This window comes from uncultured Turicibacter sp., from assembly GCF_938044715.1.
Classification (GTDB): domain Bacteria; phylum Bacillota_I; class Bacilli_A; order MOL361; family Turicibacteraceae; genus Turicibacter; species Turicibacter sanguinis.
This window is the reverse complement of sequence record NZ_CALIOS010000100.1, coordinates 1-20,114: the sequence shown is the minus strand read 5'-3', so window position 1 is coordinate 20,114 and position 20,114 is coordinate 1. Positions and strand designations below refer to the sequence as shown.

22 protein-coding genes and 2 other RNA genes are annotated in these 20,114 nt (G+C 32.7%); 3 read left to right on the top strand and 21 right to left on the bottom strand.

Annotated elements, in window-relative coordinates; translation table 11 throughout:
- Positions 1-70: 70 nt before the first annotated feature.
- From spoIIAB to QWC74_RS10020, 4 genes are all read right to left on the bottom strand, one after another.
- A complete protein-coding gene (gene spoIIAB, locus QWC74_RS10035; RefSeq protein ID WP_006784532.1) occupies positions 71-505 on the bottom strand; it encodes an anti-sigma F factor in 435 nt (144 codons plus the stop codon).
- 1 nt (position 506) lies between these two features.
- Positions 507-860 carry an anti-sigma F factor antagonist gene (spoIIAA, locus tag QWC74_RS10030; protein WP_006784531.1) on the bottom strand — a complete coding sequence of 118 codons (354 nt, stop codon included), beginning with the start codon at positions 858-860 and terminating at the stop codon, positions 507-509.
- Positions 861-1,037: 177 nt separating this feature from the next.
- Entirely contained in the window at positions 1,038-2,207 is a 1,170-nt protein-coding gene (locus QWC74_RS10025) for a D-alanyl-D-alanine carboxypeptidase family protein (protein ID WP_006784530.1), read from the bottom strand.
- A 285-nt stretch (positions 2,208-2,492) separates the two neighbouring features.
- Positions 2,493-3,794 carry a pyrimidine-nucleoside phosphorylase gene (locus QWC74_RS10020; protein ID WP_009607299.1) on the bottom strand — a complete coding sequence of 434 codons (1,302 nt, stop codon included), beginning with the start codon at positions 3,792-3,794 and terminating at the stop codon, positions 2,493-2,495.
- Positions 3,795-3,963: 169 nt separating this feature from the next.
- Here QWC74_RS10020 and QWC74_RS10015 point away from each other — a divergent pair, with 169 nt between their 5' ends.
- Positions 3,964-4,248, top strand: a complete 285-nt coding sequence (locus QWC74_RS10015) for a hypothetical protein (protein ID WP_006784528.1) — start codon at positions 3,964-3,966, stop codon at positions 4,246-4,248.
- Positions 4,249-4,299: 51 nt separating this feature from the next.
- Here the strand turns inward: QWC74_RS10015 and QWC74_RS10010 are convergent, their stop codons facing one another.
- The 17 genes from QWC74_RS10010 to QWC74_RS09930 form a co-directional block, all read right to left on the bottom strand.
- Entirely contained in the window at positions 4,300-4,494 is a 195-nt protein-coding gene (locus tag QWC74_RS10010) for a hypothetical protein (RefSeq protein WP_006784527.1), read from the bottom strand.
- A gap of 14 nt (positions 4,495-4,508) precedes the next feature.
- Positions 4,509-4,733, bottom strand: coding sequence for a hypothetical protein (locus QWC74_RS10005; protein WP_006784526.1), 225 nt, complete (start codon positions 4,731-4,733; stop codon positions 4,509-4,511).
- A 108-nt stretch (positions 4,734-4,841) separates the two neighbouring features.
- On the bottom strand, positions 4,842-5,555 hold the full coding sequence (locus QWC74_RS10000) for a 1-acyl-sn-glycerol-3-phosphate acyltransferase (RefSeq protein WP_006784525.1): 714 nt from the start codon (positions 5,553-5,555) through the stop codon (positions 4,842-4,844).
- The gene (locus QWC74_RS09995; protein WP_006784524.1) at positions 5,549-6,034 is read right to left on the bottom strand and encodes a dihydrofolate reductase; all 486 of its coding nucleotides are present in this window, start codon (positions 6,032-6,034) and stop codon (positions 5,549-5,551) included. Before QWC74_RS09995 ends, QWC74_RS10000 begins: the two co-directional genes overlap by 7 nt.
- Positions 6,035-6,050: 16 nt before the next feature.
- Positions 6,051-6,845, bottom strand: a complete 795-nt coding sequence (locus QWC74_RS09990) for a thymidylate synthase (RefSeq protein ID WP_006784523.1) — start codon at positions 6,843-6,845, stop codon at positions 6,051-6,053.
- Positions 6,846-6,892: 47 nt separating this feature from the next.
- Complete coding sequence (locus QWC74_RS09985; protein WP_006784522.1) at positions 6,893-7,675, bottom strand: class I SAM-dependent methyltransferase; 783 nt, start codon at positions 7,673-7,675, stop codon at positions 6,893-6,895.
- Between the two features lie 14 nt (positions 7,676-7,689).
- Positions 7,690-9,015 (bottom strand): MFS transporter, encoded by a 1,326-nt coding sequence (locus QWC74_RS09980; RefSeq protein ID WP_006784521.1) that lies wholly within the window; start codon positions 9,013-9,015, stop codon positions 7,690-7,692.
- 227 nt (positions 9,016-9,242) lie between these two features.
- On the bottom strand, positions 9,243-9,632 hold the full coding sequence (ssb, locus tag QWC74_RS09975; RefSeq protein ID WP_006784520.1) for a single-stranded DNA-binding protein: 390 nt from the start codon (positions 9,630-9,632) through the stop codon (positions 9,243-9,245).
- A gap of 433 nt (positions 9,633-10,065) precedes the next feature.
- A complete protein-coding gene (gene yfmH, locus QWC74_RS09970; RefSeq protein WP_006784519.1) occupies positions 10,066-11,352 on the bottom strand; it encodes an EF-P 5-aminopentanol modification-associated protein YfmH in 1,287 nt (428 codons plus the stop codon).
- Positions 11,352-12,626, bottom strand: coding sequence for an EF-P 5-aminopentanol modification-associated protein YfmF (gene yfmF / locus QWC74_RS09965; RefSeq protein WP_006784518.1), 1,275 nt, complete (start codon positions 12,624-12,626; stop codon positions 11,352-11,354). Before yfmF ends, yfmH begins: the two co-directional genes overlap by 1 nt.
- Before the next feature lie 150 nt (positions 12,627-12,776).
- Positions 12,777-13,514: a CAP domain-containing protein gene (locus QWC74_RS09960; RefSeq protein ID WP_370454893.1), complete on the bottom strand. Its 738-nt coding sequence runs from the start codon at positions 13,512-13,514 to the stop codon at positions 12,777-12,779.
- Positions 13,515-13,629: 115 nt separating this feature from the next.
- A complete protein-coding gene (deoD, locus tag QWC74_RS09955) occupies positions 13,630-14,340 on the bottom strand; it encodes a purine-nucleoside phosphorylase (RefSeq protein ID WP_006784516.1) in 711 nt (236 codons plus the stop codon).
- Between the two features lie 22 nt (positions 14,341-14,362).
- Entirely contained in the window at positions 14,363-15,025 is a 663-nt protein-coding gene (gene deoC / locus QWC74_RS09950) for a deoxyribose-phosphate aldolase (RefSeq protein ID WP_006784515.1), read from the bottom strand.
- A 240-nt stretch (positions 15,026-15,265) separates the two neighbouring features.
- Positions 15,266-16,354 (bottom strand): AI-2E family transporter, encoded by a 1,089-nt coding sequence (locus tag QWC74_RS09945; protein WP_006784514.1) that lies wholly within the window; start codon positions 16,352-16,354, stop codon positions 15,266-15,268.
- Between the two features lie 126 nt (positions 16,355-16,480).
- Positions 16,481-17,560 (bottom strand): RnfABCDGE type electron transport complex subunit D, encoded by a 1,080-nt coding sequence (locus QWC74_RS09940; protein WP_055163584.1) that lies wholly within the window; start codon positions 17,558-17,560, stop codon positions 16,481-16,483.
- 114 nt (positions 17,561-17,674) lie between these two features.
- Positions 17,675-18,184, bottom strand: a complete 510-nt coding sequence (msrA, locus tag QWC74_RS09935) for a peptide-methionine (S)-S-oxide reductase MsrA (RefSeq protein ID WP_006784512.1) — start codon at positions 18,182-18,184, stop codon at positions 17,675-17,677.
- Positions 18,185-18,203: 19 nt separating this feature from the next.
- Complete coding sequence (locus QWC74_RS09930) at positions 18,204-18,971, bottom strand: ThiF family adenylyltransferase (protein WP_006784511.1); 768 nt, start codon at positions 18,969-18,971, stop codon at positions 18,204-18,206.
- A 345-nt stretch (positions 18,972-19,316) separates the two neighbouring features.
- Here QWC74_RS09930 and ssrS (QWC74_RS09925) point away from each other — a divergent pair.
- Together ssrS (QWC74_RS09925) and ssrS (QWC74_RS09920) are read left to right on the top strand one after the other, a co-directional pair.
- A non-coding RNA gene (gene ssrS, locus QWC74_RS09925) (6S RNA) lies at positions 19,317-19,503 on the top strand.
- A gap of 308 nt (positions 19,504-19,811) precedes the next feature.
- Positions 19,812-20,001: non-coding RNA, 6S RNA (ssrS, locus tag QWC74_RS09920), on the top strand.
- Positions 20,002-20,114 lie beyond the last annotated feature (113 nt).

Below are 20,114 nucleotides of genomic sequence, written 5' to 3'. Positions count from 1 at the left end.
CTAATCATCCCTCGTGCTAACTTTTCATCTTCATTTGGTAATGCCTATCACTAACGGATTATTTACTTTTTTATGATTGTTCATGTGCTGCAAATTCTTTTTCAAATACAAGTGTTGTCCCTAAACCTGGTGTAGATTGAACTTCAAAGTGATCACTAAATGATTCCATAATCATAAATCCGAGACCACTTCTTTCCTCCTCACTTTTTGTTGTATATAGCGGTTGCTTCGCTAATTCAATATTATCGATTCCTCTTCCTGAATCTTTAATTGTTACCTTTAACCGTCTTCCAACTAATGATGCACTCATGGTAATAAGCCCCTCTTCATTGTCCTCATAACCGTGAATAATCGCATTAGTTACACCTTCTGAAACAATGGTTTTAATTTCGGTCATTTCCTGAGAACTTGGATCAAGTGGCGCAATAAATCCCATGATCACAAGTCTAGCAAAACTTTCATTAATACTTTTTGCAGGAAACTGTAAATGCATTTCATTGTTCATATTATGCAATCCCCCTAATGATCGCTGTAATCTGTTTCTCATCCTCTACGACTTTAATAATTTGAGATAACCCTGATAACTCAAATACCTTTTTAACTAATGGTTTCATCCCAATCACCATGACTGTCCCATTAACAGACTTAAGTTGATTATAACGACCTAATATAATCCCAATTCCTGAACTATCCATAAAGTCTAAATGTTTTAAATTGAACACGATATGTTGAATACGTGATTCACTCATAACAGAATTTAAACGACTTCTCAGTTGATCTGCCGTATGATGATCGAGTTCACCATTTAAATTAACATAAAGAACTTGCCCCTCAACATAAAGAGAAACTGTAATACTCATATTAATCCCCTTTCTCGTGTGATTTTAATTATCTTCATTTTAAAATAGATTACTTTGGAATATGTCATTTTCGACAATTTTAGTCTTTCTTTTTTTTATTTCCTATGATAAAACTTTATTTTTTTATTCGGTCTTTGTCCAAAATTACAAAAAAAAGAAGAAAATGCATAAAACATGTTATGCATCTTCTCCAAATAATATTTTTGAAACAATATATGTGTATAGCCCAATGAAGCTATTTTTTTCAACAGGTTCACTGACTGTTAACGGAATTGTTGTATATTCTTCTCCATTATAGTAATACGTTAAAGTTCCGACTTCATCCCCTGGTTGAATAGGTAAGATTATTTCTTCATTTAATGTGACGGTATAATTAGTTTCACCTTCACCATCTGTTTTCTTTTTCAATATCGTAATTTGATCCCCTGTTACAATGTCAAAATCACGAGTTTTTGCTAATAAATGATGTCCTGATGAAACAACTAAACCACTTTCTAATTTAGGAACTAACTCATATTGTTCATAAGCATATTCAATTAATCGTGTCACTTCTTGATTACGAATCTCCGATTTACTTGCTCCCATCACAACAGCGATGACTCTCATTCCATTTCGTTGTGCTGTTGCCGTTAAGCAATATCCTGCTTCTTGTGTGAATCCCGTTTTTAAACCATCCACTCCATCAACATATTTAATTAGTTTATTCGTATTAACTAACCAAAATGGTGATTCAGTATCTTGTCGAATATAATCTTCATATAGACCTGAAAACTCTGTAATCTCTGGATAATCCTGTAACAAATGGCGAGCAATAATAGACATATCATAAGGTGTGGTAACATGTCCTGCTGCTGTTAAACCAGTTGGATTTTTAAAAACAGTATTATTCATTCCAAGTTCTTTTGCCTTTTGATTCATTAATTCGACAAATGCTTCTTCACTTCCCGCTACGCGTTCTGCTAAAGCTGTAACAGAATCATTAGCAGATGCGATGGCAATACTTTTGAATAAATCACGAACAATCATTTTTTCTCCAGGTTTTAAATAAATTTGTGATCCACCGTAACTAGCTGCATTTTCACTAACGCGAATCACTTCATCCCATTGTAATGCTCCATTATGAATGGATTCTAAGATTAAATACATCGACATCATTTTTGTCATACTTGCTGGAGCCAACTGTTCATGAGGATTTTTTTCGTATAAAATCTCTCCTGTTTCGGCTTCAATCAAAATGGCAGCTTTCCCATCAGTCACTAATTCATCTGCACTAACAATCTTTGAGTGAACGAGACAACTGAAGCTAAAGCAAGTTAGAAGACTAATTAACACTTTTCTTATTTTCATCTTTGCACCTCTTTTTCTACTGCAGCTTAATACACTTTTATGATACATCCAAATGATTTATACACGCTTAGATTAATTTTTATATAGATTATTTAAGTCGTTTCATAAATCATTTTAAGAATAAAAACGAATGCCCTCTTTTTTCATATTTATTTGAAGTTTAATCATGAAAGGATGAGATAAAAACAAAAAGAAGTCGAAGCATCAGGTTTAAGATTCTTCGACTTCTTTTCAATTAAAATTCAAAGTGAACCACTTTTTTTGTCACACTAAAATGAGATTATCTTACTTAATTATATCATAAATTAAAGTAGGTGAGCAAACCTCTTCTGTTGAGATTTGATAAGCTTGCATAATATAATCGATGGCTTCTTGGTATTCGCTACTATTTGAATGAATATAAGCTAATGTGTCCCCGACTTCAACCATCTCTCCCACTTTTTTATTTAAAACAACTCCAACACCCATATCAATAATATCTTCCTTCGTTGCACGTCCAGCACCTAATTTCATGGCTGCGATTCCAATTGATAAGGCATCAATTTTTTCAATATAACCTGCACGGTTAGCCTTAACAGCAACGATGGTTTTCGCACTCGGTAATAATGATGGGTCCTCAATTTGACGAACATCTCCACCTTGTGCCTCAACGAATTCTTTAAACTTCTGTAGAGCAATACCATTATGTAAATTTTCTTTTAGCGTTTGATATGCCTCATCTGTTGTATTTGCTTTTTTCGCTAAAACAACCATATGAGAAGCTAATTGTAGCACTAATTCTTCTAAATCTTTCGGGCCATGTCCACTTAATGTGTCAATAGCTTCTTTAACTTCTAAAGCATTTCCAATCGCAAATCCTAAAGGTTGGTTCATGTCCGTTAAAAATGCAACGGTTTGACGATGAGCATCACGCCCAATTTCAACCATTGCTTGCGCTAACTCTTTTGCATCTTCTAATGTTTTCATGAATGCACCCGCACCAAATTTAACATCTAACACAATCGCATCAGCACCTGCAGCAATTTTTTTACTCATGATGGAAGAGGCAATTAAAGGAATTGATTCAACAGTAGATGTTACATCACGTAATGCATATAAATATTTATCTGCAGGAGCTAGGTTCCCTGTTTGTCCAATGATTGCAATTTTTTTATCATTGACTTGTTTAATAAATTCTTCCATTTCAAGTTCAATTCTCATTCCTGAAATAGATTCTAATTTATCAAGGGTACCCCCTGTATGCCCAAGACCTCGTCCACTCATTTTTGCAACAGGGACACCAACAGAAGCCACAAGAGGTCCTAAAATTAATGAAGTTTTATCTCCTACTCCTCCTGTTGAATGCTTATCCACTTTAATTCCTTCAATTGCTGACAAATCAACGACCTCACCTGTCGCTACCATCGCTTGTGTTAAAGCTAATCTCTCAGCTTTTGTCATATCATTAAATACCACTGCCATTAAAAAAGCAGACATTTGGTAATCTGGGATTTCTTTATTTGTATACCCATTAATCATCCATTCAATTTCTTCTTTTGTTAATTCTACATTATGTCTTTTTTTGTAGATTAAATCTACCATTCTCATTTTCCAATCACCTTTTTTCTTTAAAAATAAAAACAATTAAATTATACCCCAAACTGGAAAAGGATGTAATCCTATTCGCGTTATAACATAAAAAAAAGATTTTTAAGGAATACTTCTATTAGGTAATGGAAAAATATAATTATAACCTTGACTAAATGAGGTGAAAATGATGTTCCGTCAACATAAAATCTTATGCGAAAATAAAGAGGTTATTGTCTATCTCTTCTTGTATGATCAGGAAATAGACCTTGAAACAATGAAGAATATTTTTTCCCAAATGTCTACTATGACATTAGAATCACGAATTTTAGACTACTTTTCCCAACATAACATAAAATTTTTCGGGAATCATATTCGCATTGTCTATCATGCAACCATTGTCAAAGATTTTGTTTTAAATCAAAAATATCATCATAAAAAACAGGCTGACAACGTCGTTAATTTATATCGTTAACGACAAAACAAAAGAGTGATATCTAATTATAATAGATATCACTTTTTTGTTTTAATAATTTTTATTTTTATTTTTTTCATCATCTTCTATAGGGGAAGTCAGTTCATTTAAAGATAAATCAAATTCATTTCCGAACTCAAAAAAACCAAACAGACTTTGATGAAGGCAACGATTCATTTCATTTTGCCAGGCATGATTAAAAGCTGAATGAGACTCAGTATGAGAGACATGGCGTTCTTTTTTCAAAATAATCAACTCCTTTATCTTAAAACAGTTGTTAAAATAACTAATAACATTAAGACAATAAGATAAGTAAGAACGGCTTTTGCAAAATTTCGTTTATTTGTATTCACTCGTTTACTAAAACTATAATAAATAAAAGAAACGAGATTCACGATAGGAATCATAGCGAGCAAAAGTAAAAAAATCCATTCTTCTATTTTAATGACAGGTTCTAATTCAATTTCTTGATGTGTCTTTTCCATTAACTCCGCCCTTTCTATTGAATGTATTACTTATTTTTAGAATTCAAAAATTTTTTATACTTATTTTTAGCACAAAAAAAGAACAGTCTCCTTAAGAGACTGTTCTTTCTATAATGCTTTTTTGATAATTGTTTCAACTTGCTCACAAATGTCGTTCGTTGACAATTCTGAATAAGCTTCATAAGGAATTGCATCGTGAATTTTCATTTTAACAACCGTTTTTCTTGGCCAACGCTTCGCTACTTCATAACTATTAAAGATAGTGACTGGAATAATATCCGCTTTAGCTTTTTGGGCTAATTTAAAGCTTCCAGCTTTGAATGAACCCATTTTTGCGTCTACCATACGAGTTCCTTCGGGGAAAATAACCATTAAATGACCTTCTTTAACTGTTTTAGCGGCATTTGAGATAACCTTAACAGATTGTCGCACATCATTTCGATCCATAAATTGACATTGAATTAAACGCATGCTATCACTTAATAAAAAAATATGATCTAATTCCTTTTTAGCAACGTATCCATGCGGACGTTTAATCGCTTTCAACATGGCCACAATATCGATATTACTTTGATGATTTGCATAAATAACACCGTGTTCAACTTCATCTAACTTTTCAAGACCATCCACTTCTACTCGAACATTAAATACTAATGGAATAGCCCATGAAACAACCCAACTGATAAATGAAAACTTCTCAACTGAAGAATACTTTTCGTCTTTTAGCTGTTGAACACGGAAATTTACACCTAAAACCGTGATAATGATGATTAATAGTAATAATCCTATAACTCCCAATCCCCAAAATAAAATAGTTAACAAGTCTTACTCACCCTTTCGTAAACATTAAATCTAAGCTCCTGAACCTTTTTTTCCTTTATACAACGCCACTCATCCCAATTAATTTCAGGGAAATAAGTATCACCTTCAAAGGTAGCATCAATATGCGTAATATATAAACGATCTGCTATTGGTAATGTCTGTTCATAAATTGAACGACCCCCAATGACAAATAATTCTTTAGAATTTTGATAGTTTGCTAAGATTTTATTTAAATTATCTGTAATCGTGACTTGTTCATGATTATAACTCATTTGCTTCGTTAACACAATATGGTGACGATTCGGTAATGGTTTATTTTGATAAGACAAAATCGACTCAAACGTATGACGCCCCATTAAAATATCATGTCCTGTTGTTGTTTCTTTAAAATATTTTAAATCTTCTTTATAATGCCACGGTAATTGATTATTAACACCGATTAATTGATTTTGATCAAAAGCTACAATAAGTGAAATCATCTTCTATTCCCCTTTTTTAAACTGCTACAACCCCTTTTAATAATGGATGAGGATCATAACCTTCTAATGTAAAATCTTCATATTTAAAATCAAAAATTGATTTAACGTCTTGATTTAACTTCATGGTTGGAAGAGGGCGAATATCACGTCCTAATTGAATTTTAACTTGTTCTAAATGATTTTGATAAATATGCGCATCTCCAAGAGTATGAACAAACTCTCCAACTTCTAAACCTGTCACTTGTGCAATCATCATCGTTAATAAAGCATATGATGCAATATTAAATGGTACACCTAAGAAAATATCAGCAGAACGTTGATATAACATACATGATAATTTTCCATCATTTACATAAAATTGAAATAATAAATGACATGGGGGTAAGGCCATTTGATCAAGTTCTCCAACATTCCAGGCATTCACAATTAAGCGACGTGAATTTGGATTTGTTTTAATTTGTTCTACTACTTCAGCTAACTGATCAATAACTGTTCCATTAGCTCCTTCCCAACGACGCCATTGTTTTCCATAAACAGGTCCTAAATTTCCTTCTTCATCTGCCCACTCATTCCAAATTCGTACCCCATTTTCTTGTAAATACTTAACGTTTGTATCTCCACTAATAAACCATAGTAATTCATGAATAATTGATTTCAAGTGAACTTTTTTAGTTGTTAATAACGGAAATCCTTCTGCTAAATCAAAACGCATCTGATATCCAAAGGTACTAATCGTTCCTGTTCCTGTTCGATCACCTTTTGTTGTCCCATTCTCTAATACATGATTTAATAAATCTAAGTATTGTTTCATTTATTTCACTCCTAAACTATATGATTACCTTACTTATTATTACAACTTTAAACTTTATCAATGACACCATAGAAAAAATGCCGTTTTTGATTTTCCCTTCTAATATCAAATCCTAATTCTTTTATTGACAGATTCCCGTAGTTCGATTTAACAACGACTCGTTTCTTAGCGACACGTAATGCTTCTTTAACATGTTCATTTGTCATAACATCATAAGATACAATCGGTTTGATTACTTTAATCCCATGAGAAGACTCAACGGAAGTATCAAACATGAAATCAAAGTATACCACATCAAACGAGTTACTGCGACAATTTTTTAAATATTCTAAATTATCTTCATTCCTAATCTGAATTCGATTAATTAATGAAGACCACTCTGGTTTTTCATGCTGAACATAGTAACTTAATCCTTCTTTAACAATGACGGAAAGAGGGAAACTTTTTTCTAATGACACCACTTCTCCCGTCTGACCAACAACATAGTTAGCGACCAATGTATCAGAGGCTAACCCTAAATTACAATCTAAAAATGTCATGCCTGATTCTAACTGACATGCTGTGATTAAACTGTCTTTTTGTCCCCTTTCGAGCTGCTTAATTCGATGCATAGCCATATTAGGATGAAAGAAAACTTCCTCTTGGCCTTTTTTGTAATAACTTAATCCACGTTGATTATTAACAACAAATATATCAGAGTCTACATGTTCTAATAAATATTTGACGGTCTTTTTATGACGTGAATAAAACGGAATATTTAATTTTTTTGATAAAGTTGAAGCTTGTGAAACAAGAGCCTCTGTTTCATCAAAAGCTGTTGTAATAATCATACGACTCACCTTTTCTAAATATTTTTTGATTTCGTGTTGAATAAAATCATGTCATCGACTTGTTTTTCCGTGAGGTCATAATATCGCCACATGATAATAATAGCAATAACGGCGCCGAAAATAGGATATAAAACATACATGTTCCAAATACCATTTAAAGTCTGTGGGGTTTGTATCACACCAGCTTCATATCCCACACGCTCTAATACAAATCCACTAATCGCCCCAGCAACAGCAGCCGATAACTTAGCTGTAAAAGTTTGTAAAGAAAAACTAATGCCTTCTGCTCGTTCATTTGTTGTATACGTTCCATACTCAATACAATCTACGGTAAATAATCCAATCATAAAAGTTGGGACTTGTGCAATTCCTTTTATTGTCGTAAAAAGGTGAACCCATACAATGTTTGAATAGCCAATCAAATAAAAAACCAATGAAGAGAGAATAGCAACGATAAATGCCATAATAAAAATTTTCTTTTTACCGTATCGTTTAATCAGTGGAGGTAAAACAAAGGGAACCAATAACATAGGGATCATGTTCGCAATGGTTAAAGTTGAAATATAAGATTCATTTCCTAAATTATAAATTGCAAAATAATTAATCGAGACTGTTGAGGTATTCGTTAAACTCGCCATAATAATAGCACCATAGAAAATGAGTAAATATTTATTATTCAAGACAAAGCTAAAGATTTTCTTAAGACTTAACACCTCTTTTTGCTGATAAACATAACGTTCTCTCCCTAGATATCTTAAAGGTAACATAGACAGGAGGGCGAGAGTGGCTAATAATAAAACAGTTCCAGTCCAAGCGATTTTAGAGAGGAGGGTCATAAAAAATAACGAGATAATGACGGATCCTAATCCTGCTCCAATACGACCTATGGAAATAAGGGTCACACGTTCATTTGAATTATGAGTCATGACTGTTGCTAATGCAAAAATGGGAACGTCACTAATGGTATAAATAATGCCCCAAATAAGATACGTGATATAAGCATAAATCAAACTATTGATCCCACCACCTCCTACTTTAATAAAAAGGATAACAGTGGTTAAAGGCATTAAAAAAATCACTAATTTAATCCATGGGATAAATTTTCCACCCTCTAAATTAGTTTTATCTACTATAATTCCCATAATGGGATCATTGACCGCATCAAAAATTCTAGCAATTAAAAACATCGTTCCAACGGCCCCCGCCGTAATCCCAACCACATCGGTATAAAATAGCATTAAAAACTGATAAACTAAAAAATAAATCAGATTTTGTCCCATAAAATAGCCGCCATATGCTAATCGCTCTAACCGATTTGTCACAAATTGTTCTCTAGCCATGCATCATCCTCCATTATAAATTAAACCCAAAATAACAATGATGAAGTGATATCATACAAGCTCACTAACTATCTATTTATTTTGACAGATTCCCTTAATAAGTTCAAGTATTCGATTCAATATTAACGTGTCCATTTTGAAGTTAGACATTCGTCTTCACCTATCAAAATAAAAAAGTTTTAGCCCTCTTTTATCTTAACAAAAGGAGGGCTAAAACTTTTCTCTTATTAAAGAAGCACTTCAATGAGATCCTGATCTTCAGTCGACAATTCTTTTAATTCTTGACGTTCTATTGGTTTAGTTTGAATAAACGAAACTTTTTCTGCAACGACTTCAACAACTCTCAATGATTTATAATTAGGCACCTCATACGTTTTATGAACTAATCTTGCTTTCACCCCAATGATGGCTCCTTTTCCACAGTATTCAACTACACTTTTAGCAATTCCCTCCCATAGGGTTATATTGATAAAATCTGTTTCATACTCACCACTCAAAGCATTTTTAAAAGAACGAGTGACAGCTAGTGTAATCGTTGAGACTTTCTTTCCATCAATTGTTTGTGATAACTCAGGTTGACGGACCACACGTCCGACTAATACAACATTGTTTAACATAATTTTTCACTCCAAAGTTTTAAAATTGTGCGCACTAATTTAATATACGATGACTTTTCTTCTTTTCCTTTTTTTATTTTTTTTAATTTTTAAAAATCAGAAAACGTATTCACCTTTTTTTAGACATAAGAACACAAAATGAACACAAAATTTTGTCGAATTTTGATATAATTTTTTTTGTATTCATGAACATCCCCCCCCGTTCATGTAATACATTCCTTTCATTATTGTTTTTCATTCCATTTTTAATTTTTTACATCCCCTCATCAAACAAACGTATTGGGTTTTTGACTTAGCTAACTTTTTTATGCTAAGTACCAATGCAACCTTATACTATTCCCCTCTCAAGGAGAACTGGTGCCCCCCACCAGTTCTCCTTTTTTTATCTTATAAAATAAAAAGAAACAGGAATTTCATCCTGTTTCTTTTTATTTTATTTTTTAGGAAGTAACTTAAACGTACTAAAACGATCGGCTACAAAATAATCTTTTGCTACCTGTTGTAAATCCTCAATCGTTAATTTTTCTAAAATATCTAGAATCGTAAATAAATGAACACCATTAAAAGCATATTGTGTGAATTGGTTCGCAATAAATTCCACAGAATTTAAAGCGCTTAAAAAGCGGCCTACTTTTTTATTTTTGATCCGATTAAATTCATCTTCATTAAATGCCATGGTTGAAATACTCTCTAATTTTTCTCTTAAACTCGATGCTAATTCATCGGGATATCGAGTGTCTCCTCCAACAATAGAAAAACCAAAGGCCGATTCAAAGTTTGTTTCATAAGAGAATGTATCATTAATATAACCCTTGTCTAACATTTCTTCATAATAAGCAGAACTACTACCAAATATCAAATCAAAAATAATATCAACAGCTATTTCATTCTTTAATAAAACTTCACCTTGACGATCTTTTGTCACATCTTTAATTCCTAAAAAGACTTTTGGAGTCGTGACTTCCATTTCTAGGACACTTTCTTTTGTCACAGCATAATCAGGCTCTTCTGGATATTGGCGTGGAATCTCATCTGCTTTCACATATTCTTTAGCAGCTTGATTTTGACGCACTAACGTCATGATTTCTTCTGGATTAAAATCACCAATAACAAAGAGTAACATGTTCGAAGGATGATAAAAGGTATGATAACATTCATATAATAAATCCGCTGTAATCGGTTGGATAGAATCAACGGTTCCGGCGATATCAATCTTTACTGGGTGATCTTTGAATAGATTATTAATGATTCCATAATAAGCTCTAAAATCAGGGTTATCGTCATACATTTTTATTTCTTGTGCAATAATGCCTTTTTCTTTTTCAACCGTTTCTTCTGTAAAATAAGGAGTTTGAACAAAGTCAATTAATGTCGTTAAATTCTCTGATAATTCACTTGTACAAGAAAATAAATAACACGTTCTCGTAAATGAAGTAAAAGCATTTGACGAGGCACTATGTGCAGAGAATTTTTCAAAAACATCATAGTCTTGTTTTTCAAATAATTTATGTTCGAGGAAATGAGCAATTCCATCTGGAACACGTTTCATTTCTGATTGCCCAATCGGAACAAACTCATTATCAATTGAACCATATTTAGTAGTAAAGGTTGCAAAAGATTTATTAAAGCCTGGTTTGGGTAATAAATAAACTTTTAACCCATTTTCTAATTCTTCAAAATATAACTTTTCTTGTAATTGAGGGAACTCTTTAAATTCCATTATTCTGTCACCTCTTTCCCAGTTAAGAAGAAGATGGCATCTTCTTCGATTTTACTTGCAACACGCTTGATATCATCCACAGTAACAGCATTCACTTGATCAATCCACTCTTCAACGGTTAAAGGTTGGTCTAAAAGAGCATTTAAATTTTCGTGAGCCATCATCCCTGACGCTTGATCTAAAGATTCTAACTTAGAGTTAATTAATGATTTTTTAGCTAAATCCATTTCTTTATCTGTAAAATTACCATCAACCATATCCTTTAATTGTTGGCCGATAATCTCTAATGCTTTTTGATAATTTTGTGCTTCAATTCCTGAATAAACATACATTAAACCTTTATAGTTATCTAAACGAGAGGCACAGTAGTAACATAAAGAAGCTTTTTCTCGTACATTCATAAATAATTTTGAATGAGCATATCCTCCAAACATCCCATTAAACACTAATAATGGTAGATAGTCATCTTCTCCAATTCGGGTATGAGTTCGATAACCAATATTTAGTTTTCCTTGAGAGATATCTTGCTCTTCTTTCACCACTTCAATCTTTTTAATTTCTTTATCTTCGTGGTCAATTATTTGAGCATTTGTTGACTGAACATTGAATTGTAAATGTTGTTTAAAAGATTCATACACGGCTTGATGATCAATATCACCGACAACCATAATCGTTATTTGATCTTCTGTCAGCATTTTTTGATAAGTTTCTACTAAATCTTTTGCGTTAATTTTTTCTAAATCCTCGACATACCCGATAGAGGTAATGCTAAAACTTTCATCCTTACACATAATTTCAACGAGTTTTTGAAGGGAATAAGAAACTTTATCATCATAAATCGATTCAATATATTCCTTTAATAAACGTTTTTCAACTTCTACCACTTGATCTTTAAAGGCTCCGTCAACAAAACAAGGATGTAAAATGACCTCTTTTAATAAATCAATTCCTTGTTCGAGCAAATCTTCTGAATGACTTAAAAATTTTTCATTTGCTAATGAAAGGTAAAACTTAATATTATGTGTTTTTCCACGTTTTTCAACTGTCGCTGATAAAGAACCACCATATAAGGTTTCTAAATACGTATTTAATTCCTTTTTTGAAGGATATTTTTTCGTTGCAGAACGCATTACATATGGAAGTAACGAACGCTTCGTTACACTATCACGTTCAATCTCCGATTGAAACGAAACTGAAATAAGATTCGTTTTAAATTTATCACTTTTTATCGTTGTTAACTTATATCCTAAGTCATCAAATTGACGAACTTCCATAAATTCACCACCTCTAATTTATTAAATTAAGAATTACCTTAATTTCTTGCACATTAATTATAGGGTATTTTGAACATTAAATCAAAAAAATTCCATTTATTTTTATTAACGGTCTAAATCCCTATTAACAGTTTATTCAATAATCATCATTTAATCCGTGAAATGTTGTGTCACATAATAAGTCCTAATCCCCTCTTCATCTACAACATAAACCCCTACTCCAATTTGATGAAATTCATCATTCACCATATTAGCATAATGATTAGGAGAAGATTTCCATGCATCAAAAATAACTTGTGCTGTTGTTAATGGACTTTGAGAACGATAAATATTTTCACCACTAATATGCACTGCTATTTGAAATTGCTCTTGAAGCTGTGAAAAAGTTAGATGGCCATTATGATCAAAATATTGATACTCATACATATCTTTTGATTTAGCTCTTGCTGTGTCGGTTAACTCCTTACTTTTACTCAATGATTCAATTCCTAAACTTACACGCGTATCATTGACTAAGTCAATAATCTGTTGTTCCATACTTTCAACGAATTCCCCTGAAGCTGGTCTGACTTGGCTACTCTCCTCTTCTGAAGTAGAAAGAGGACTCTCATTTTTGGGTGACTCATTCCCTGTCTGCTGATTTTCACTATCTGTCTTTTCAACGGATTCATCTATTGAGGGCTTAGGAACCTCAGCTTCTTTAGGCGGTGCTACATCTTGATGAACTTCATTAAATTTTGGAATATCCTCTTTTTTTACTAACGTAATTGAAATGTCTTTAGGTAATAATAAGGCGACCGCCTCCTGCTGACATTGACATCCTGCCATCAAACAAAGTAAACCAATGATGAATAAAAATAGTTTTTTATTTTTAATCAACCCCGTCACTTCCTTTTTTTATCCATTATTACTTATTTAATATCAGTTAGAAAACTTATTTTATACCTCTTTTTATTAAAATAAAAAGAACAATCCTATTCTTTCGGATTGTTCTTTTACTTAATTACGCTAATTCTAACGCAATTTCCATCATTTTTGTAAATGTATTTTGACGTTCTTCAGCCGTTGTTACTTCATGAGTTACTAATGAGTCAGACACCGTTAAAATACATAATGCATTCACGCCTGCGTAAGCTGCATTCATATATAAAGCGGCTGCTTCCATTTCAACACCCATAACTCCCATTTTAGCCCATTTTTTCCATGAATCTGCGTCTGCATCATAGAAAATATCAGAAGATAAAATATTTCCGACTTTAACATCAATTTCTTTTTCAGCTGCTACTTTGACCGCTTTACTTAATAATTGATAAGAAGCGATTGGAGCATAAGTCCCTGGTAAATTATATTGAGATGCATAGTTAGAATTTGTACAAGCACCCATTCCGATAATGACATCACGGATTTTTACATCTTCTTGAAGAGAACCACAAGAACCGATACGAATTAAATTTTTCACGCCGTAAAAATGAATTAATTCGTAAGAGTAAATCCCAATAGATGGGATTCCCATTCCTGATCCCATAACTGAGATTTTTTTCCCTTTATAAGTTCCAGTATATCCAAACATATTACGAACTGTATTAAATTGCACAACATCTTCTAAGAAATTGTCTGCAATATATTTTGCACGTAATGGATCTCCTGGTAATAAGACTGTTTCTGCGATAATTCCTTGTTCTGTACAACCAATGTGTGGTGTTGGAATTGCCATTTTATTCACTCCTCTTAAATCACTAATATGCTGTTGTATTTTCTTTTCCTTGAACTAATGAAACACCACCAGATGTTCCAATACGGTTTGCTCCGGCTTCAACCATCACTTTCATATCCTCAGCGGTACGGACACCTCCTGAAGCTTTAACCCCAACTGATTCTCCTACTGTTTGACGCATTAAAGCAACGTCAGCTGCTGTGGCTCCACCTGTTGAGAATCCAGTTGATGTTTTAACAAAATGAGCTCCTGCTTTAACAGCCATTTCACAAGCTTTTACTTTTTCTTCATCTGTTAATAAGCATGTTTCGATAATAACTTTTACTAAGACACCGTTTGCAGCCTCTACAACCGCCTTAATATCTTCATACACTAATTCCCAATTTTGATCTTTTGCAGCCCCTACATTGATAACCATATCAATTTCAGATGCCCCGTTTTCAATTGCTAATTTTGTTTCGTATGCTTTTACTTCTTTGAATGTTGCTCCTAATGGAAATCCAATCACTGTACAAACTTTAACGTCTGTTCCTTTTAACTCATTAGCACAAGTTGCGACCCAAGTTGGATTCACACATACTGAAGCAAAATTGAATTGTTTTGCCTCTTCACATAATGTTAAAATTTGAGCTTTCGTTGTTTCAGGTTTTAAAATCGTGTGATCAATATACTTATTCACTTCCATTGAAATCCTCCTCGAGACAGATTAAATCCTAATGATTTATTTGCCTTTATTAGTATATCTGAAGTTATGAATGTTATATCAGTAATTCATTAGGAACATTCTAAAAAATCAGAATTTAAGTGTTTTCAGTGAAGAAATTATCCAGATTCTTCAACTAACTCACCCTCAATTCTACCAAAAAATGACCACTTTTAAAATCTTTTTATTAGTATTTTGTCGAATTAAGCAGACTTTTTTATCTCAATCCAAGTGTTTTTCCTTAATTGAATATAAATAACGTGAAAAAGTCCGGATCATTAAAAAGACAGGAAGTGCAAAAAATACACCTTGAAAGCCCATAATAGTCGCAGCAACCACCATAATCATCATAATTAATAAAGGATGCATATCAAGGTTGCGACCAATAATGAAAGGCTGTAAAAAATTCGCTTCTATACACTGTAAAATGGCTAAAATAATAATTACAATAATCACTTTATTCCAAGAAATTGATAACGCAAAGACGACAACCGGAATAGCCCCAATAAATGGCCCAATAAACGGAATAAAGTCCGTTAAGCCAATTAAAACGCCAAATAATAAAGCATAATCAATTCCTGCAATCATCAACAGAATGGTTGCAATAATTGACAACGTCACCATAATTAAAAAGACCCCACGAATATATGAACCCAAGGATTCATCTAACAACCCAGCGATTGAGACTGCATGATGTCGAAATCGCCTTGGTACAATTTTTAATAACCCGTGCATCATTTTCTCAAAGTCTTTTAAAAAATAAAATAACGCAATTGGAACAATAATGATATTAACTAATGAGCCAATAATTGAAAAAATCATATTGAAGGTCCATCCTGTAATTTCACGCATATGAGTCGTCAAGGTGCTCATCCAGCTACTATAATCTCCTAAAAAATACTGACTGACATTAAGATTAAACTTCTGATCAAAAATCATAATTTGTGTTTGAATAGCCTCTAAATAAGTAGGCAAATTCATGACTAAATCATGTAACTCTCTTAAAATTGTTGGCAAAAACCATGAAATGACACCGTATAAACTTCCAAAAATAAAAAGATAAAATAAAAAAACGGATAAAACCCTTGGAAGCCGAAGTCGATCAATGCAAAGAATGAGAGGATGAATAACATAGGCTAATAAAAAGGCAATTAAAAATGGAAATAAACTCGACCAAATATCTGAAAGAATATTTCCCCAAATAGGAGAAGTTTGAACAAATAAAAAAACAATGCTTAATAACATTAAGACCACTAATGTATACATCCCAAATTTTATAATTTTTGCATATTTTGAAAAAAATTCTTCCATGTCTCTCACCTCGTTAAGTTCAGCTAGTCGTATCATAAAATTATTCTATGTCTTTATATTATAGGTGTCTAAGTTTTGATTATGCCTCTCCTTTTTATTTTTAAAAAAATAAAAACAGGCTATAGCTTAAGCTATAACCTGTTTTTGATTTTTAAAGCCCTTCATCTTTACTATTTGATGACTTAATAAAAATTGACTGACTCCTAAGATAAACTGGCTAAGTCCTAATGCAAGATAAGGACCAAAAACAAAATGGACGTAATACGATAAGAAAAATGTCAAGAGCGAGGTAAAAGCAATATATGAATATTTAACATACGGGCGACTTGCAAGATTTTCACACCGTGCGATTAAGAAAATCGGACAAATCAAAAGTCCCCCATTTAACATAAATAATAATAAAATCCAATACTCAAAATGAGCCATTTGCATAAATAAAGCACCTAACAAAGTATAAGTCCCAATATAAAGAACAAACACCTTATAATCTAGAATTTGACGCTTCATCAAAAATAGCGCACAAATGATAAGGGGAAGAATTAAAGTTCCCGCTAACGATCCTTCAAATAATCCTGCTAAAACAGTTTGAAGGGAATGAAACTTTAAAATAAATTCATCATAAGTTAAGGTAAGCGGTCCGTTAACAGCACTCATAAAAGGTGAACTAAACATCGGTGGGGTTTGTAAAATTCCTAAATTTTGATTAATGGAGATGCTTCCCCATACCCCAACTAAATAACCAATTAATACAGGGTGTACGAGATATAAATTTCCTTTCGGTTTAATCATTGAAGAGACTAAAATTATTAAAAGACTTGCCATACAAAGAGCGGTAACCGGGGCGTCTAAGGATAACATTAAAATCAATATCATAACAAATAATAATGAGGGACGTTCAATTAAGCTCTTTACGCCTTGTTTTAATGTCAAAAGACGATGATTCGATAAAGAAGCTAAACTATAGTCTACCACCGTTGCAAATCCTAAAATAACCATTAATTTAGTCAAATGAATTTTAAAAATTTCAATGGCAATGGTTGATCCTAAATGACCAATGGTTGAATAATAACCATATTCAACAAATAATCCCATCAAAATGAGTAAGCTAGCAACTAAATAAAGAATTTTAATTTGTTTTTTTTCATTAATAGTTAATCTTAAAGGATGGTTTAATCGTCGCTTAATGGCTAATTTAATCTTTTTCATGTCGTTTCTCCTCAATCTTAAAAAGTAATTCTATTCTATCATGAGATAAATCATTTTGGGATAGCTGTCTTTCTAAATATTCAAAAAAAAATTAGCAAAGCGCTAATTTTTTCCTTATTTATACTCATCTTTTAAGTCTTCTTCTGAAATTTGATATAAGTTAACATGACAATATCCCATTGGATTTTTGGTCAAATAGTCTTGATGATAACGCTCTGCCTGATAAAAGGGGCTCTCTTTTTTTACTTCTACCACAATAGGAGATGCATAATTAGGTTGTATCTTTTGAATAAATCTTTCTATAACCGGACGCAAAGCTTCATCGTCATAATAAATTCCTGTTCGATATTGAACGCCAACGTCCCCCCCTTGTTTATTCAATGAAGTGGGATCAATAATTTTAAATAAATGCTCAAGAAGTCGCTCTAATGAAATAACTTGCTCATCATAATAAATTTCACAGGCTTCCACATGATTCGTATTTTGGGCACAAACTTCTTCATAAGTTGGATTCATCGTGAAACCATCTGTATACCCGACACGTGTGGATAAAACACCTTTTAATCGCTTAAAATAAGCTTCGACTCCCCAAAAACAGCCCCCCGCTAAAATGATTTTCTTCATTATTATTTTCCCCCTTTGCTTAAGCTTGATCCCCTTTACGCTTAACTTTAATTGATTTGGTTAACTCATTGATGACATAACTAGCTGCGATTAATCCCGCTACACTTGGAACAAAGGCATTCGAAGCAGGTGGTAATTGTTGTTTACGAACTTCACTATCTTCTTTTCCAACAATTTTAAGAGTATCCTCTCGTCCAATAATTGGTCGCTCTGTCGAATAAATAACTGGAATTTTACCACTTACTTTTTCTTTTTTTAATTTAGTACGAATCACTTTAGCCACTGGATCATAAGACGTCTTCTGCAAGTCTGTGATTTCAAATTTAGTTGGATCTAATTTATTAGCGGCTCCCATTGAAGAAATAAATTTAATATTTCGTTTTAAACATTCTTTAATTAAATGAATTTTATAGCTAATTGTATCTGAAGCATCTACAATAAAATCAATGTGATGATCAAATAATAAGGAAGCCGTTTCTTCTGTATAAAACATATGCATTTGAATCACCTTACATACTGGATTAATTTCCGCAATACGCTCAGCCATCACCTCAACTTTTTTACGTCCTACCGTCTTATGAGTCGCATGAATTTGACGATTTACATTCGTGATATCTACCACATCTTTATCAATTAAAATTAACGTTCCCACACCTGTACGTGCTAATGCCTCCACGGCAAACGAACCGACACCACCAATTCCGAGCACGGCAACCGTACTATTTTTTAAGATTTCTGTTCCTTCAGGTCCATAAACTAATTCATTTCTAGAAAATTGATGTAACATCTCGTCTTGCTCCTTACTCTTTCTAATTATTTAACTGCTTTGATTATACCGTTATTCTCTCTAAATTACCACGATGACTCACTTTTTTTAGGCTATTTTTTAAAATTTAGTATGAAATCTAAAATACTGGCTATAATAATAGTGTCAAATGAAATGTCATTCGGCAGTAAGTATTTGTTGGTGATTAATATACCTCATTTCCTCGGATTTTAGTTGGTATCCAACATCAAGTTACTGTCACGTAGATGATGTAGTTTAGTTGTTTTATGATGAGTGACCTCTTTCATTTGATAGATGCATATGATTTCATTTTCGTCAGTAGATGTAAAAAATAATATGCGTCTAAATCCCCTGAATTGTGCGTATGGTGATTAGTTGTGAAATCCGAACATTTCTGATAAGGGAATCCGGAGTTCTGATATTGTGTTGAATGCCTAACCATTTTGTTAGGAATCCTAATATATCAGACAGGATACCCACCTGCTCTCGAGCGGGTTTATTATCCTAACACTTACGGCAATTTGGGTTATTTAAGATGACACGGATAGCAATATCCGTGTTTTTTTATTTTATCTCAATTTATTTATTGCACTTTATCGCTTAACATGATAAAATCTAATTCCAAACTGAACCGTCAGATGATTTTTCATTTAAAATAATACACTTCTTATACCACATTTTAAACTCTATCTAGTCCATAAGGACCCTAACCCTTCAGATTAAGATAGATTTTGCCTTGACGGTCACTTTGGGCTAAAAACAAAAAGAATTTAGTTTAGATATAAATGAGATGAGTTAAATTGACCTTGCAATCTATCCAATATCATGTTAAAATTTACTCATCTTCTGAGATATGCGTAAGGTGATTAGTTCTTTAAATCCGAACATTTCTGATTAGGGAATCCGATTCGCTAGTGTGGTGTTGAATGCCTAGCTTTTATCACCTAGGACTCCTAAAACACTAGATACGATGCCCACCTGCTATTTTAGCGGGTTTATATCCTAACACCTACGGTATTTTGGATAAACACGAATCAATATGATTCGTGTTTTTTTTATTTGACAGATTGTAATATTAAGTGCGACACAAAAAAACTCATAAATAGGATCTTTGTTATAGAATGAAGTTACCACACAAAATTC